At 56.8% G+C, this 15,066-nt stretch carries 10 protein-coding genes; 6 read left to right on the top strand and 4 right to left on the bottom strand.

Features of this window, described 5'->3' with window-relative positions:
• Positions 1 to 148 precede the first annotated feature (148 nt).
• From GA615_RS15510 to GA615_RS15485, 6 genes are all read left to right on the top strand, one after another.
• Positions 149 to 1,660 carry a RecQ family ATP-dependent DNA helicase gene (locus GA615_RS15510; protein ID WP_152052223.1) on the top strand — a complete coding sequence of 504 codons (1,512 nt, stop codon included), beginning with the start codon at positions 149 to 151 and terminating at the stop codon, positions 1,658 to 1,660.
• Positions 1,661 to 1,974: 314 nt separating this feature from the next.
• The gene (locus tag GA615_RS15505; RefSeq protein WP_152052222.1) at positions 1,975 to 3,435 is read left to right on the top strand and encodes an FAD-binding oxidoreductase; all 1,461 of its coding nucleotides are present in this window, start codon (positions 1,975 to 1,977) and stop codon (positions 3,433 to 3,435) included.
• A 77-nt stretch (positions 3,436 to 3,512) separates the two neighbouring features.
• Entirely contained in the window at positions 3,513 to 4,280 is a 768-nt protein-coding gene (locus GA615_RS15500; RefSeq protein ID WP_161602361.1) for a hypothetical protein, read from the top strand.
• Between the two features lie 115 nt (positions 4,281 to 4,395).
• On the top strand, positions 4,396 to 6,210 hold the full coding sequence (locus tag GA615_RS15495) for a PAS domain-containing sensor histidine kinase (RefSeq protein WP_161602360.1): 1,815 nt from the start codon (positions 4,396 to 4,398) through the stop codon (positions 6,208 to 6,210).
• Between the two features lie 126 nt (positions 6,211 to 6,336).
• Entirely contained in the window at positions 6,337 to 7,533 is a 1,197-nt protein-coding gene (locus GA615_RS15490; protein WP_235905479.1) for an FAD-binding oxidoreductase, read from the top strand.
• Between the two features lie 74 nt (positions 7,534 to 7,607).
• On the top strand, positions 7,608 to 8,969 hold the full coding sequence (locus GA615_RS15485) for a (Fe-S)-binding protein (protein WP_152052218.1): 1,362 nt from the start codon (positions 7,608 to 7,610) through the stop codon (positions 8,967 to 8,969).
• 86 nt (positions 8,970 to 9,055) lie between these two features.
• Here GA615_RS15485 and GA615_RS15480 read toward each other — a convergent pair whose 3' ends face one another.
• The 4 genes from GA615_RS15480 to GA615_RS15465 all read right to left on the bottom strand — a co-directional run bounded on the left by GA615_RS15480 (position 9,056) and on the right by GA615_RS15465 (position 14,785).
• Positions 9,056 to 9,904, bottom strand: coding sequence for a purine-nucleoside phosphorylase (locus GA615_RS15480; RefSeq protein WP_152052217.1), 849 nt, complete (start codon positions 9,902 to 9,904; stop codon positions 9,056 to 9,058).
• A gap of 8 nt (positions 9,905 to 9,912) precedes the next feature.
• Positions 9,913 to 11,130, bottom strand: coding sequence for a NupC/NupG family nucleoside CNT transporter (locus GA615_RS15475; RefSeq protein ID WP_390622237.1), 1,218 nt, complete (start codon positions 11,128 to 11,130; stop codon positions 9,913 to 9,915).
• 289 nt (positions 11,131 to 11,419) lie between these two features.
• The gene (locus GA615_RS15470) at positions 11,420 to 13,327 is read right to left on the bottom strand and encodes a DUF4914 family protein (RefSeq protein ID WP_152052215.1); all 1,908 of its coding nucleotides are present in this window, start codon (positions 13,325 to 13,327) and stop codon (positions 11,420 to 11,422) included.
• Between the two features lie 123 nt (positions 13,328 to 13,450).
• A complete protein-coding gene (locus GA615_RS15465; protein ID WP_152052214.1) occupies positions 13,451 to 14,785 on the bottom strand; it encodes a thymidine phosphorylase in 1,335 nt (444 codons plus the stop codon).
• Between the last annotated feature and the right edge of the window lie 281 nt (positions 14,786 to 15,066).

Below are 15,066 nucleotides of genomic sequence, written 5' to 3'. Positions count from 1 at the left end.
CTCGATACAGGGTTGTGGTGTTTCACGAGTTGGGACTCACTTTCCAACGCTCGGATTTGGCCCAAGAGTTGCTCCGAAACTCGCCGATCCAATTCGCCGCCGAGGGACTCACTCTTGGCCGGCTTGCGAGGCAAGTTGAGAACGTCTTATGTCCATTATCGTGTCTCAAAAGGAACGGATGACCTTGCGGGGGAAACTCCGCGAACACTTTGGATTTCAGCGCTTCCGAGACGGTCAGGTTGAAGCCGTAGCCTCAGCGATGCAGGGGAAAGACACTGTCGTGGTCATGCCCACCGGATCTGGGAAGAGCCTTTGCTATCAGCTTCCGGGTCTGGCATTGGATGGAACGACGGTGGTCGTAAGCCCATTACTCGCCTTGATGAAAGACCAGGCGGATGCCCTTGCCAAACGCGGATTTCCTGTGGCGGAGGTCAACAGCACGTTAAACGACCGGCAAACAAAATTGGCAGAGGAAGCGATCGAGGTGGGACTTCCCGAGTTTATCTTCACGACTCCAGAACGGATGGCCGACCCAGACTTTCGAGCGATCCTGAAACGTCGGAAACTCGATCTCTTCGTGATCGACGAAGCACATTGCATCAGTCACTGGGGGCACGACTTTCGTCCCGACTATCTGGAACTCGGCTACGCGATCGACGACCTGGGAAATCCCCCTGTACTTGCCATGACAGCGACTGCAACGCAAGAAGTTCTTGAAGATATTCTTGAGTCATTGCATCTGGCTGATGCGGAGATCGTGCACACGGGGTTTTATCGACCGAATCTCTCCCTTTCGGTTGTTCCGGTGGAGGGAGATGAAGCCAAACAGAACATTCTCACTCATCTTCTCCAGAGATTCGAAGGTACTGGCATCATCTATTGCGCTACGGTCAAAGCTGTCGAGGAGTTGACCGGTTTGCTTGCGGAACCTGGATTGAAGGTTGCCTCATATCATGGACGCATGTCGAACCGAAAGCGATCAGAGGCGCAGAATCAGTTCATGAACGGCGAGATCAAAGTGTTAATCGCGACCAATGCGTTTGGGCTGGGAATCGATAAGCCCGACATCCGGTTTGTGATTCACTATCATATCCCTGGAACACTCGAAGCCTACTACCAGGAATTCGGTCGAGCCGGTCGAGATGGTGCTCTGGCCAGTGGTGTCTTGCTTTCAGATCCCTCTGACCGATCACTCCAGTCCTTTTTTCGAGGAAAGCTACCCGAAGCTCAGGACCTCATGAACGCATTTCATACCGTTGCTCGCATGTCCGACGAGCCAAGAGCACCGAACCTCTCCGATCTGATGCCGATCAGTCCCTTGCCGAGGAATCGGCTCCGCATCTGTCTTGGAACACTTGAACGCTTTGGGTTCGTCAGCCTTGAGAAGGGCCGTCGTTACCGAACGAATCGATCTCAACTTCTCCCGAGTGAAGCAGATCGTCTGGCGTCCCGCTTTCGAGAACGAGAAGAGCGGGTCCGGCTCAAGCAACATCAGATGAACGAGTACGCTCAGTCTCGACGCTGCCGTTGGGCCGTATTGCTCGATTACTTCGGTCAAGAGGAACCGGTTAATCCTCTCTGTGGCCATTGTGACCTTTGTGTTGGGTCGGACTCTCGACCAGTCGATGCTCACCCCGCCTGGTCGACACAAGAGGGCTGAACGGATCTGTTCCGTCGCAAGACGAATCCACCTGGACAAATCGGCATCCGTCGAGCCAGAGCATCTCAGCACAGAATGAGTTCTGAAAGTACAGTGACGAACCTTCAAAGCCGTTCGTTCTGGTGTCAGGCGAGTTCGACAACGTTTCAACGCCCGGAGAAGATGATTGATCTGGAGAGGATGTGGCAATCATCCCGAGTCCGAGGGTAAGCTAGGAGGATCAACTGTCTTTCTTCATACGCCGGATTGATCACTGCGGTTCCTTGAGGTGGCCGCAGCGCGTCTCCGTGTAAGGAATTCAAGAAGATCCTCCTATGGCCGTCGCACAGACCGTCGACATTTCCCAATCGCTCCGAGCCGAGTTGATCCGAGTCGTCGGCGAGGAGAATTTGTTACACCATCGAGACGAGTTGATCGTCTACGAGTGTGATGGCTACGTCATTGAAAAAAATGTCCCGGACGTGGTCGTCTTTCCGACCTCGACGGAACAGGTCGTTGCCATCGTCAAACTCTGTCAACAGTTTGAGGTTCCGTTCGTTCCGAGAGGAGCCGGGACTAGCCTCTCAGGCGGCACCCTCGCGGTTGGCGGTGGTGTCATGATCTGCCTGACCCGCATGAAGCAGATTCTGGAGATCAATCTTCGCGATGGGTATGCGGTGGTGGAGCCAGGGGTCGTGAACGTTTGGCTCACACGAGCGCTCGCCGGTTCCGGGTTCCATTATGCACCTGATCCCTCCAGTCAGACGGCTTGCACCGTTGGTGGCAACGTCGCCACAAATTCTGGAGGACCGCACACCCTGAAGTACGGCGTGACGGTCAACCATGTTCGCGGAGTGGAACTGGTTCTCCCGGACGGGCGAGTGGTGGAAATAGGTGGCAAAGTTCAGGATCTTCCCGGGCTCGATCTGACCGGCCTTGTTGTTGGTAATGAGGGGACCTTCGGGATCGTGACCAAGGTGATCGTCAACCTGACACGAGACCCGGAGGCTGGTCGAACGTTCCTGGGAGTCTTCGAGACGGTTGATCAGGCGACGGAAACGGTGAGCGGTCTCGTTGGAGCTGGCATCGTTCCGGCTGCCCTGGAAATGCTCGACAACTTGATGATTCGAGCGGTGGAGGAAGCCTTCGGATTCGGGTTTCCAACGGAAGCTGGGGCCGTCCTCATCATCGAGGTCGATGGACTGCAAGCAGGTCTTGATCACGAAGCGGAGGCTGTTCAAAAGATCGTTCGGCAGAAAGGTGGCTCAGTCAACAATGCGATTGCCTGGTCGACGCGGAAGGAGCCGGAATATGTCGCAATCTGGAAGGCACGCAAATCTGCCTTCGGAGCGATCGGTCGGCTAAGTCCGACCTTCTGTACGCAAGACGGGGTCGTGCCACGCACCAAGCTGCCCCACATTTTGCGACGGATCACAGAGATTGGGGAAAAGTATCACCTTCAGATTGCAAACGTCTTCCACGCCGGCGATGGCAATATCCATCCAATCCTGTTATTCGACGAGCGTGATCCGGAACAAATTCGAAAAGTCCTTGACGCAAGCCATGAGATCCTCGACGAATGCATTGCTTGTGGCGGCAGTGTTTCAGGGGAGCATGGGATCGGCGTCGAAAAACTCGAGTTCATGCCCAAACTTTTCTCCTCAACTGATCTGGATGCAATGGTTGCTATCCGAAACGTTTTTAATCCTGAGGGACGCTGCAGCCCCGGGAAGATGTTGCCGATCGGTGTGGGTTGCATCGAGCGGAAAAGCCCCGGACGTCGGGCCTCTGCTTGATCCTTGGGTCGGTTGATGGAGCCACGATGAGAGGTGGCGCCGTGAGCAAACGTCCGAAACCATCGAGGCGGAGACAGGTGTCCGGAACCTTCCGCACTCACGAGCGGAGAGAGTCGGACCCAAACGCCGAACCACAGCGTTTGGTTCTCTATTTACCGATCGACGCCCTGGACCTGGCCGAACGACAGGCCTCTCAGGCTCGCGTGGAGACCGTGCAACGCTACTGTGAATCATTACTCCTGCAAGCCCTTGGCACAACGAACGGTCAGTGTCCCGACTCAAAACAAAGCAGCAGCCTCGAAGTTCGTCCTGGAAAATCACGGACGGTTACCGATGACCCGGATTATCTCGCGGAGTGGATCGCCACCATACTGGCAGACTTCGACGCCCCCCAGGTACTGACCGATCCCGGTCTGACAGACCCATCGTTGGCGAGACCCTCCATCGCTCCCGAACCGTCGGAGATAATCGTTGAACGACCGGCAGTTGAAGTGGTCTTGCGTCATGCAGGCTTACGAGGCAGCGATCCAGACGCGTTCTTGATCTCCCTGAGACATGATGGAAGACTCGCTCCCGGAGTTGGTCCCGAACTGATCCAGGCGCTTGTGGAACTTGAGGCCGAATTTCGCAACGCGATCGTGCTCGACCGACTCCTCTGTTTCGCTTTGCATAAGCTCGCATTCGAGGGGCAGATTCTCGTCACGGAAGGGACCAGAAACGCTGAGATGGAGGTGTCGGTCGTGGAGCTGCTACGACTGGTTCAAGAAGGTGTCGATCGTATCCTTTCGGGTCAAAATATCCGGTATTTCAGCAGCCATGATCGCGACGCTTCGATCTACGGCTAACCCGAGCCGCTCGGGTCCCGGCAGCTCCCGAGGGTGGTTCGGGGGCCTTCACTCGGCTCCAACGATGCTGGTGCCGGCACAGGCTCTCTTGCCAGTTGAGCATCCACTCACTTTGGTGAGCATCGTTCTCCTCGTTGCATTACTGATCGCGGCACTGACAGCCATCAGGATGCTTCGGACTCGAGCAGCGCATTTAGATGAGGAACTTCGGGCTCAATCCGTAGAGCGAGACAAGGCAGAGGATGCCTGGCTTGTGTCCGAGGCGTTCTACCACTCGCTTGTCGAGAACCTTCCACAAAATATTTTTCGCAAAGATTCTCAGGGACGATTCACTTTTGCGAATCGTCGTTTTTGCCACTCGCTCGGGCGGGAATTGAATGAAATCCTGGGTCGTACGGATCGGGATTTTTACCCCGAAGAACTCGCAGAAAAGTATCGACGCGATGACCTCCGCGTCATGCAAAGCGGAGAAGTCCTGGAAGATGTCGAGGGGCATGTCACGACCGAAGGAGAAGTCCGTCGGGTCCAGGTGACCAAGTCTCCGCTGAGGGATCCTTCAGGAACGGTTGTCGGTCTTCAATGCATCTTCTGGGACGTTACCGAACAATATCGCACACTCGAAGCGCTTGCAGAGAGCGAGGAACGGTTCGCGCTCGCCGTTCGAGGGACCAACGACGGGCTCTGGGACTGGGATCCAAGAACCAATGACACTTATTATTCACCAAGATTTAAGCACCTTCTTGGATTTGGTGAGGACGACCCTTTTCCACATCGAATCGAAACGTTCCTCGAACTCCTTCACCCCGTCGATCGACCTCGCGTTGAGGAGGCTGCACAGCGGCATCTTTATGGAGGAGAACCTTTTGATATTGAGTACCGGCTCCATACCCAGTCCGGAGAGGATCGCTGGTTCCTTGCTCGTGGCCAGGCCGTTTGGGACGAAAGTGGTCAGCCGATTCGGATGGCGGGCTCGATCAGCGACATCCACGATCGCAAGATGGCGGAAGACTTGCTTCGAGCTCAGAACCAACTTCTCCAGGAGATGGCTCGCTCCGAGCGCCGGGCTCTGGAAGAACGAGAACAGGCCCAGAGTCGCATGGTCGAATCCGCCAAGCTTGCCGGGCTCGGGCAACTGGTCGCGGGTGTTGCGCATGAGATTAACAATCCCTTGGCGTTCGTGGGGAACAATGTTGCCGTACTCCAGCGAGACCTGTCGGAACTCCACGATTTGATCCGGCTCTATCGTTCTGCAGACTCCTTAATCAAGCGCCACCACCCCGAATTGTACCATGAGATTTGTGCTTTTTGTGAAGAGATTGACATTGACTATACTCTCGATAACCTTCGTGGCATTCTGGAGCGCACCCGTGATGGACTCAGGCGAATTCACGATATCGTGAGAGATCTCCGAGCGTTTGCCAGGCTCGATGAAGGGGATCTCTCCGAGATGGATTTAAATGTTGGGATCGAGTCCTCGATGAATATCATTCTAGGTTATGCCAAGAAGCAGCAGGTGGAACTGATCCCAACGTTAACGCAATTGCCACCCGTAATGTGCCATGCGGCAAAAATCAATCAGGTTTTGATGAATCTTATCGTGAATGCAATCGACGCGTGCAACCCTGGCGGTTCCGTGACCATTCGGTCACGAAGTGATCCAGACGCTGGTGAAGTTTGTATCGATGTTCTCGATAATGGCTGCGGGATCGACCCCTCGATTCTCGACCGGATTTTCGACCCCTTTTTCACAACCAAGCCGGTTGGTGTGGGGACCGGGCTCGGACTGTCGATCAGTTACGGGATCGTTCAGGACCACGGCGGTCGAATCGAGGTGGACGCTGTGCCAGGAGGTGGTTCAAAATTCACCGTGCGATTGCCCTTGAAACCACCGTTTCTTCGTTCCAGGCCTGCGATGCACGGGGCGGTTTGAGCTGCGATCGTGAAAACGCCTGATGCAATTCGTTGAGCATGGCATCTCTCTCCTTCTTTCAGTGAGTGTTCGATGAACTGGCCCGAATCCTCGAATGAGCTCCCCTTGGGAGATGGTCGCTTTGGCTTGGCTGCGGAACATCCCTCCGATCGTGATTCTCTGGCCGACAGTGTGCGAAAACATGTCTCCGAAGGGGCCGCCATCTATCCGCAAGGAGGCCGAACCGCCTTGCATTCCGGAGGTCCTCCGGAGCGTCCTGGAATCGTGCTCGATGTCTTGCAATTAAACCGGGTGATCGATTATCCGGCCGCGGACATGACCATTACGGTCGAGGCGGGGATGACCCTGGCTGCGTTACAGGATCTTCTCGGTACTGAGGGGCAGCGGCTTCCGCTTCACGCGCCGTTCGCCGATCGCGCCACCCTTGGAGGAATCTACGCGACTGATACCTCAGGACCAAGTCGTTACGGACTCGGTCGGCCCCGAGACCAGATTCTCGGCGTTGCGTTCGTGACCTCTCAGGGACACCTGGTGAAAGGGGGAGGTCGTGTTGTCAAAAACGTAGCAGGGTATGATTTTCCAAAGCTCTTGACAGGTTCCTACGGCTCCCTTGGCACGATCGTCGAACTCACCTTGAAAACTCGTCCCAAGCCCGAAGCCACGGCGTTGGTCTGGACTCAATGGCCAACCCATCAGCCACTGGAACCGATTCTCTCGGCACTCACGACATCTCGATCTCGCCCGGTCGTCTTTGAACTTCTCAACACACCCGCTGCCGAGGTGGTGACCCGAGAGTCTGGGCTCGATCTTCCGACGTCGGGACAGATTCTGGCCCTGGGTCTTGAGGGGACATCGGAGGTGGTGCAATGGCAATTGGATGTTCTCCGAGAAGAGCTTGCCGCTGCAACGGAGATCTCCGAGGCTCGCGACAGCCATGCAGACCGACTCTTGCAAACGCTTACTGCGCACCCTGCGACCGAAACGCCGATGAGTTTCAAGGCAACGCTCTTACCATCAGCGGTGGCCAATTTCTTCGCGGAGGTTGATCCTGCGCGTTGGGCTGTTCAGAGTCATGCGGGGAGTGGGATCGTCTGGGGATTGGCACACTCCGATGTGCCGATCTCAGTATTGGCTCAAGACATCGCTCACCTCCGCGAACTCGCAGTCGCCGCTGAGGGGAACTTGATCCTTCCCCAATGCCCGACCGACCGCAAAGGGGACCTCGGCGTCTGGGGGGTTCCTCGGATCGATTGGGAACTGGCCAGGATGATCAAGCGATCCCTCGATCCTGCCGGGGCGATGAACCCAGGCAGGTTCCTTTGATACAATGAAATAACCCCAATTTCGCTTCATGCCGCGATCGCACTTTTTCTTCCCATTTGTTTGCGAGCCGTTTCATGACGACCGCCGAATCTGCGACCCGGACGGTTTCCTCCCAGAAGCCCGTCGAGGACCCGGCCTCCCGACCGGTTGACGCGGGGGTCGACCTGGATTGGCTGGCTTCGAAAATCGATTACCGCAGGTTTCAGGAATGCATCCATTGCGGGCTTTGTACCGCAAGTTGCCCGACTTACGTCGAAACCGGAAACGAAAACGACAGTCCCAGAGGGCGCATCTACCTGATGCGATCGGTGGTCGACGGCAGGCTCGGGGTCAGCGATGATGTTCGTCGCCACCTCGACCTCTGTCTCGACTGCCGAGCTTGCGAGACGGCCTGTCCCTCGGGGGTTCGGTATGGCCAGCTCATCGAGCCATTTAAGGTCGCCCTACAGCAATCTGCTCCTCCCGGAAAGCGAAGCTGGTTGCAGACCCTCATCCTGCGCTACCTGTTTCCCTACGGCGAGCGAGTCAAAATCGCCCTCGCTCCTGCTCGCTTGATGCAGCGAGTTGGCTTGCTCGATGCTCTGGATACAGTGGGTCTGACTCGACTGCTCCCACCAACCTTGCGACGCATGCAGGCTATGCTTCCGAAGCTCTCCTCGGGGGGGGCGAAACTCCCTGAGGTACTTCCGCCGATTGGACCAAAACGCGCTCGCGTTGCCTTATTTCTTGGTTGCGTCGCGGATGCGATGTATCCTCAAACGACGGCCGCGACAGCCCGGGTTCTTCAACGAAACGGGTGCGAGGTCGTCGTTCCTCGAGGACAGGCCTGCTGCGGTGCAATCCATTATCACTCGGGAATTGAGGAACCCGCGTTCGACCTGGCAAGGGCAAACCTGCGTGCCTTCGATCTCGACTCAGTTGATGCCATCATTGTCAATGCTGCCGGGTGCGGGGCGATGCTGAAAGATTATGGCCACTTGCTGCCACAGTCAGACCATGATTTGGCCAGGCGATTCGCATCCAAGGTTAAGGACGTCTCCGAGTTCCTCGTGCAGCTCGGACCGATCGCGCCGGCACACTCAGTTTCTTACCGAAAGGTTACCTATCACGATGCCTGCCATTTGGTCCACGCTCAGCGCGTGCGAAGTCAGCCGAGACAACTCCTGGAGATGATTCCGGGATTGGAATTAATTCCCCTGGAAGAAACCGAAATCTGTTGTGGCGCTGCAGGAACCTATAACCTCACTGAACCGGAGATGTCGGAACGCCTGGGGCGTCGCAAGATGGAGCATATCCTCGCGACGGGAGCCGAGGCGGTTGTCACCGGAAACGTGGGCTGCATCCTTCAAATTGCTCGCAAAGCCAAGGAATACGGCACCACGATTACGGTTGAACATCCGATCGATCTCCTTGATCGAGCCTACGAGGGTCGCTGAGGTTTCTTTCCTTCCCGTTCAAGGTCCGCCAGGTTTGTCTGCCGTGGACCTTGATCGAGGCAGGATGATGTCGACACCTGAGGCGATCAACGGCCGACCTCGGGAGGGTTCGTTCCCTTTGCAAGTCGGCTGAAGATCGCTTCGACCAGTTCAGCCAGGCGTCCACTGACTGCAAGACTGGTTTCCAGGACTTCGGTGTGAGACAGAGGATTTTGAGAGATCCCGGCAGCCCAGTTGGCCACGATGGCCAGGCCAAGCACGTCCATTCCGCCATGGCGGGCCACGATCGCCTCCGGCACGGTTGACATACCGACGATGTCGGCCCCCAGAACACGAAGCATTCGAATCTCGGCAGGAGTCTCGTAGTGTGGGCCGGGCATACAGGCATAAACACCTGAGGCGAGTGTCAGACCCAGGCGGTTTGCCTCTTCGCCGGCGAGTGTCTGGAGATTTCTTGAGTAGACCTCGGTCAAGTCAAGGAACCGAGGACCAAGACGATCGTCGTTGGGACCTCGCAGCGGGCTTGCTCCGAGAAGATTCAGATGGTCTGAAAGGCATACGATTGTACCGGGACTGAGGTCATCACGAATTCCCCCCGTAGCGGCGGTAAGGATCACCCGAGGGACCGAGAGGCATTGAAGAATTCGGATCGGGAAGGTCACTGCGTCGAGATCATGCCCTTCATAGAAGTGAAATCGCCCTTGAAAACAGGCCGTCTTCAATCCACCGAGTTCGCCGATCAGCAACTTGCCGTCATGACCCGAGACCGTGGGTGTTGGAAGGTGAGGAAGATCTCCATAAGAAATGACGATCGGTGAATTTAGTCGATCCGCCAGGGTTCCGAGACCGGATCCGAGGACGATGCCGACGTCAATCGGCCCTGAAGCACGAGCGAGGATTTCTGCCGCTGCTTCAGTCGCATGCTGATGGACCATGAACATCCTCAAGGTAGCAACATTCCAGCAATACTTGCTGTCAACACGTTGGCAAGAGTGGCCGCGAGCAGGGCTCGAAAGCCGAGGCGGGCCAAATCCGAGCGGCGTTCCGGAACCAACGCTCCGATGCCACCGACCTGAATGCCAATCGAACTCAGGTTCGCAAATCCGCACAGTGCGAAGGTCGCAAGCGTGACTGAGCGAGGATGGAACTGAGTCGCCATCGCCCCCAACTGCCCGTACGCGACCAGTTCGTTCAGGACGAGTCGGGAACCGAGAAGTCCCCCAATTCCGACACAATCACTCCATTGAACTCCCATGATCCAGGCGACCGGGGCAAGTAAGGTTCCAAGGATCATTTGCAGCGACAACCCTTCGATCGGGAGTCGGCCATCCGACCACTGTGCCACCAGTCCTCCGAATCCTCCAAGGGCCGCGTCGAGGAGTGCGATCAGAGCCAGAAACGTGATCAGCACAGCCGCGATATTCAGCGCCAGGTGTAAGCCTTCGCGAGTGCCACGAGCCGCGGCATCGATGATGTTGGCATCACGCGGAGTTGCATCAGCACTCACACGGCCAAGAGTTAGGGGAACGGCCGTTTCGGGGACGAGGATCTTTGCCAGGACAATCGAAGCAGGTGCATTCATAAGGATCGCAGTGAGCAGAATTCCCGGAGACGCCCCGGCCTCAATATACGCCGCGAGTACTCCTCCAGACACAAGGGCCATCCCAGAGACCATGATGACCATCAACTCTGATCGGGTGAGTTGAGCAAGAAATGGTCTGATTGTGAGCGGAGCTTCGGTCTGACCCAGGAACAGAGATGCCGCAACGTTGAGGGATTCTGCTCCGCTTGACCCCAGCAGTTTGGCCATGGTCCATGCAAAGGCACGGACAATGATCTGCATCAGCCCGATTTGGTAGAGCACTGCAAACAGAGCCGCCACGAAAATCACGGTGGGAAGCACTCGGAACGCGAACACGAAACCAGCCGGGCCCGATGGATCAACCAGGTTCGATCCGAATACAAACTCTGCCCCAACGATTGCACAGTTAAGGATCAACACCACGAAGTTCGAGACCGCTTCCATGACGTGTTGTCCCGCCGGGACAAGAATCAGAAGCAACCCGAGACCCATCTGAATTGCAAGCCCAGGGACCACCGTTCGAACGGAGATGGCTTTTCGATTCTCAGAAAGCAGGACGGCAAGCCCCACGATCAACACAATCCCAAGGAGCCCTTGAGCCCTCCCGCTCGTGATTTCGGAGCCGATCGTGACAAACTCTCCCGCTGGCGAAACCGGTTCCGGGGCGAGCGGCTCTCCATTGCTCGCTTCAATTCCCTGAGCCGATGCCACTGCCGAGCAAAGGATGAAGACAAGCGGCAACAACCGAAGCACTCGGGACATGGTTGTGGGTCTCTCCAGAGTCGGGAGTCACTTCGCTGATTGAGTGATCAATTCCGAGTCTGAGACTTCCGGGTCATGATTTGGGCCGCAAATGGGAATAATGAGTTCAAAGATCCTCGTCCAGGATGATTGGAAGTCCTGGGATCAGGGAGTCGTAATCCGTGACCGAGCCTCCGTCGAGCATGCATTCGATAATCCGCCGACCAAGTGGGTCGAACTCGGCCATTTGATAACTCTTGAGCTCTTTCTGGAAGAACTCGGTCAGAATCTCGGCTCCAGCATCATAGCCCTGCTCCCCGACCTCACTTTGGCGTTCGACCTGGAGGAAGATCGGAGGAATGTCTTGGCCTTCGATGACCATCGAATTCAAGGCATAACCGAGTAACGGGCATCGGGCAGGCTGAACCATCCCGGGGGTGAAGGGATCGGGGCCTCGACGGGCGAGATAGTCGCGAGCGATCCATTGGCCCATGAACCCGACTTGCCAGGCGCCGATGTGCTGGTTTGGAATGAGGATGTGCCTCATTCGGTGCCCTTCCTGGAATTGCTTCAGCAGCAGATTGGCCTGATCGACCTTCCGTCCTGTTGCGAAGGGCCAGTACGATCCGACCCCTTCGGAACTCATTCCTTCGGTCTGGACGATACTCGGGTTGGCGTAGCCCCGAGGGGCCACAAGACGCCACAGCCAGGACAGGGCCGGTGGAAGAACGTGGAACAGCCCAAGAATTCCGAAACTCGGTTTCTCTCGGGTACAGGGCGGGGTTCTGACGCCGAAGGATCGAACATCCACACGGACGGGCTGATTGATAATTCCGGGAATCAACTGCCTCGGCACAACGACCCGAGGGTTCGGACATGGTTTCCCCGGCTCGTCCTCAATATGCTGCCAGATCAGGGCCGTTCCATCGGGGACAGCTTGAATGTTCAGAAAGAGGAGCGGTTCCTTGGCATGGATCGTAATTTCCTCAAGGTGAGGGTCAACGCCATAGTGATCGATGTGGTTGACGCGGATGAACCAGGCGGACTCTGCATCGACGAGGGTCAATCGCCCGTCGTCATTTTGAAGGCTGGGGTGGCAAAGGGCCATATCGTCGGTGACGGGATGAAGTTCACAACCACGAGGGAGGATCAGGTGACGCTCGTCCGCGTCGAGCAGGCGTTTTCCGAGGAGGAGCCGTCCATCACGCTCTCGGTGAATTTCTTCGAGCATTTCGCTCTTTCCGCCACCGCTTGCCCCCTCGTGCATGATGGTCAAGCGACTGCCATAAGGCGTAATCACTCGAACGGTTGAGCAATGGGTTGTGACCCATTGTTCCCGTTCCCCAATCGCCAAAAGAACGCCGTAGATGCCTTTCTTCGCACTGGGGCCCGGATAAAGGTTGTAGCTGAACAGTTCGTGCAGCTTCGCCAAGCGATTATGGACGACGACCTGCTTGCCATCAAAGTGCGAGTGCCGGAAGGGCGGTGCAACGTAAACAACCGCTTTGGGATTGAATTCCGTTGAGAGTGCCGATGGATCAAGAATCCCTTGCAAAAGTGCCAGGCCGAACCCGAAGAACCCTGCGTTGGCGGGCACCACGGCAACTGCGTCGATTCCTTGATCCGGGACCCCCGAGGTAAAAGGGAACAGAACCAGTTGCTGTGTCTTTAACCAGTCGAACGTCTCGCGTCGCGTTCGTTCAAAGTCCTGGCCAAACCGTTCGGCGTAGCGAGGCTTGTTCGTGGGCTCGTCGTCACCAATGACCATGCAATCCGGGTCTCGGCGCCTCATATAAGGTTCGAGGTAATTCGCGGCGATGCCGTTCGATACACGACACACGCGAGCCTCGACGATCGACCCTTTCCCAGGAACGTTATAGGCAACCTCATGCCAGCCTTCAACCGTGTCGTTGACTGCCAGCTGGGCGAGTTCCTCCACATTATGTGCAATCTGCCAGCCGGGGCACGCCGCCAAGATCGCCTTGAGTTCCTCGGGAACGTTGAAGACATTAAACGGCCCAGATTGCACCGCCATTGCAAGACACTCCGTTGGGAGAACTCAGAGATCCAAGGCGCGATCGGCTCGGAATCACTCACAAGCAATCTACTCGACAATCGGTTCCCTCCCCACGCCCGACCGGTACAGGTTGGCTGGAGATCAACCAAAGAGCTGAAACGAATGTTCGAGCCGATCGACGATCAGGTCCGGTACCTCGACCGCCGATTCCCCGACCTCGAACGCTCCGGCAATGAGCTTGCTGGCCTCTTCCAATGCAGCGTCTTCCGAATTGGCAAGGATCGTGCAAAGTGCTTCCCCCTGCTGAACACGGTCCCCACATTTTTTGTTGAGCAACACTCCCACGGCGTGATCAACGTGGTCCTCTGCCCTTGCTCGACCGGCACCGAGGAGCATGGCTGCGTGTCCGATTGGGCGGGCATGAACTGCCGTCACGAATCCCTTCCGAGGGGAAGGAACCTCCCGAAGCACTTTCGGCAACGGCAATCGCGTCAAATCATCGATGACGCTCGGATCGCCCTCCTGAGCCTCAACCACCCGTCGGAAGCGTTCAAGGGCTGAGCCATCGTGGATCACTCGGAAGCACATGGCCTTCGCTTCCTCAAGAGTTCGAGCGGCCCTTCCCAGCACCAGCATCTCGGACGCCAGCGCAATCGAAAGGTCGCGGAGATCTGAGGGGCCTTCGCCTCGCAAGCATCGGACACACTCGGCAACTTCAACCGCGTTGCCGACGGCCTTGCCAAGCGGTTGGTCCATCCGTGTGATCAATGCGACCATGTCCTTCCCGAGACCTCGACCGATTCGGCACATGGATTCGGCCAGGGCTTTCGCGTCCTCAAAACGCTGCATGAACGCGCCGTCGCCGGTTTTGACGTCGAGCACGAGTCCGTCAATCCCTTCGGCCAGTTTTTTGGACAGGATTGACGCCGTGATCAATGGAATCGATTCGACGGTTGCAGTCGCATCGCGAAGGGCATACAGGCGTTTGTCGGCCGGGGCGATTTCCTTGGTCTGCCCGATGAGGACGAGGCCACACTCGTTCAGGACACGTCGGTAACCTTCAAGATCCAGATCGATTCGGAATCCGGGAATCGCTTCCAACTTATCCAGGGTGCCACCGGTGTGACCAAGACCGCGCCCCGAAACCATCGGGACCGGTACACCACAAGCCGCGACGATTGGGGCCAGGACAAGTGAGGTCTTGTCTCCCACCCCCCCCGTGCTGTGCTTGTCGATTTTTCGACCGGGGATGATCGAGAGATCGACGATGGTCCCCGAATTCATCATGCTGCCGGTCAGCGCTTCGGTTTCCTCCGGGGTCATCCCTCGCCAGAGGATCGCCATGAGCAGCGCTGTCCACTGATAGTCCGGGACTTCTCCCGAACCAAGCCCCTCGACCAACCATTGAATTTCGGAAGGATGAAGGGTGCCTCCGTCACGCTTACGTCGGATGAGATCGACGGCTCGGGGAGTCATGGAAGGTGTTTCCCGAAGGCCATGAGCTTGATTCCTGGGGTTCGGATACGATGGCACACGGTGTCGATCTCTGGCAACACAGCACTTCCCCCGATCTCGCAGTCGTCACCAGTGACTCCACCCGAGAGATTGCGATGCAGATGCAATGCCCTTTCCGGGCGCCAGAAGGTGTCTCTGGACCAATTCTCGTGCTTCTCGGATGGGTGCGGCGCGACAAATTGATTGGAGGGTCATTGACTCGTCCAGCCGCCTTTCCCCGATTCCGGCAGGGATGATCCGGT

Source organism: Tautonia marina (genome assembly GCF_009177065.1).
GTDB classification, from domain to species: Bacteria; Planctomycetota; Planctomycetia; order Isosphaerales; family Isosphaeraceae; genus Tautonia; species Tautonia marina.
This window is presented reverse-complemented; position numbering and strand designations above follow the sequence as displayed.

Excerpts from the sequence above, each read along its gene's own strand:
- GA615_RS15510 (WP_152052223.1), top strand. The coding sequence starts at position 149 with ATGTCCATTATCGTGTCTCAAAAGGAACGGATGACCTTGCGGGGGAAA.
- GA615_RS15505 (WP_152052222.1), top strand. The coding sequence starts at position 1,975 with ATGGCCGTCGCACAGACCGTCGACATTTCCCAATCGCTCCGAGCCGAG.
- GA615_RS15485 (WP_152052218.1), top strand. The coding sequence starts at position 7,608 with ATGACGACCGCCGAATCTGCGACCCGGACGGTTTCCTCCCAGAAGCCC.
- GA615_RS15480 (WP_152052217.1), bottom strand. The coding sequence starts at position 9,904 with ATGGTCCATCAGCATGCGACTGAAGCAGCGGCAGAAATCCTCGCTCGT.
- GA615_RS15470 (WP_152052215.1), bottom strand. The coding sequence starts at position 13,327 with ATGGCGGTGCAATCTGGGCCGTTTAATGTCTTCAACGTTCCCGAGGAA.
- GA615_RS15465 (WP_152052214.1), bottom strand. The coding sequence starts at position 14,785 with ATGACTCCCCGAGCCGTCGATCTCATCCGACGTAAGCGTGACGGAGGC.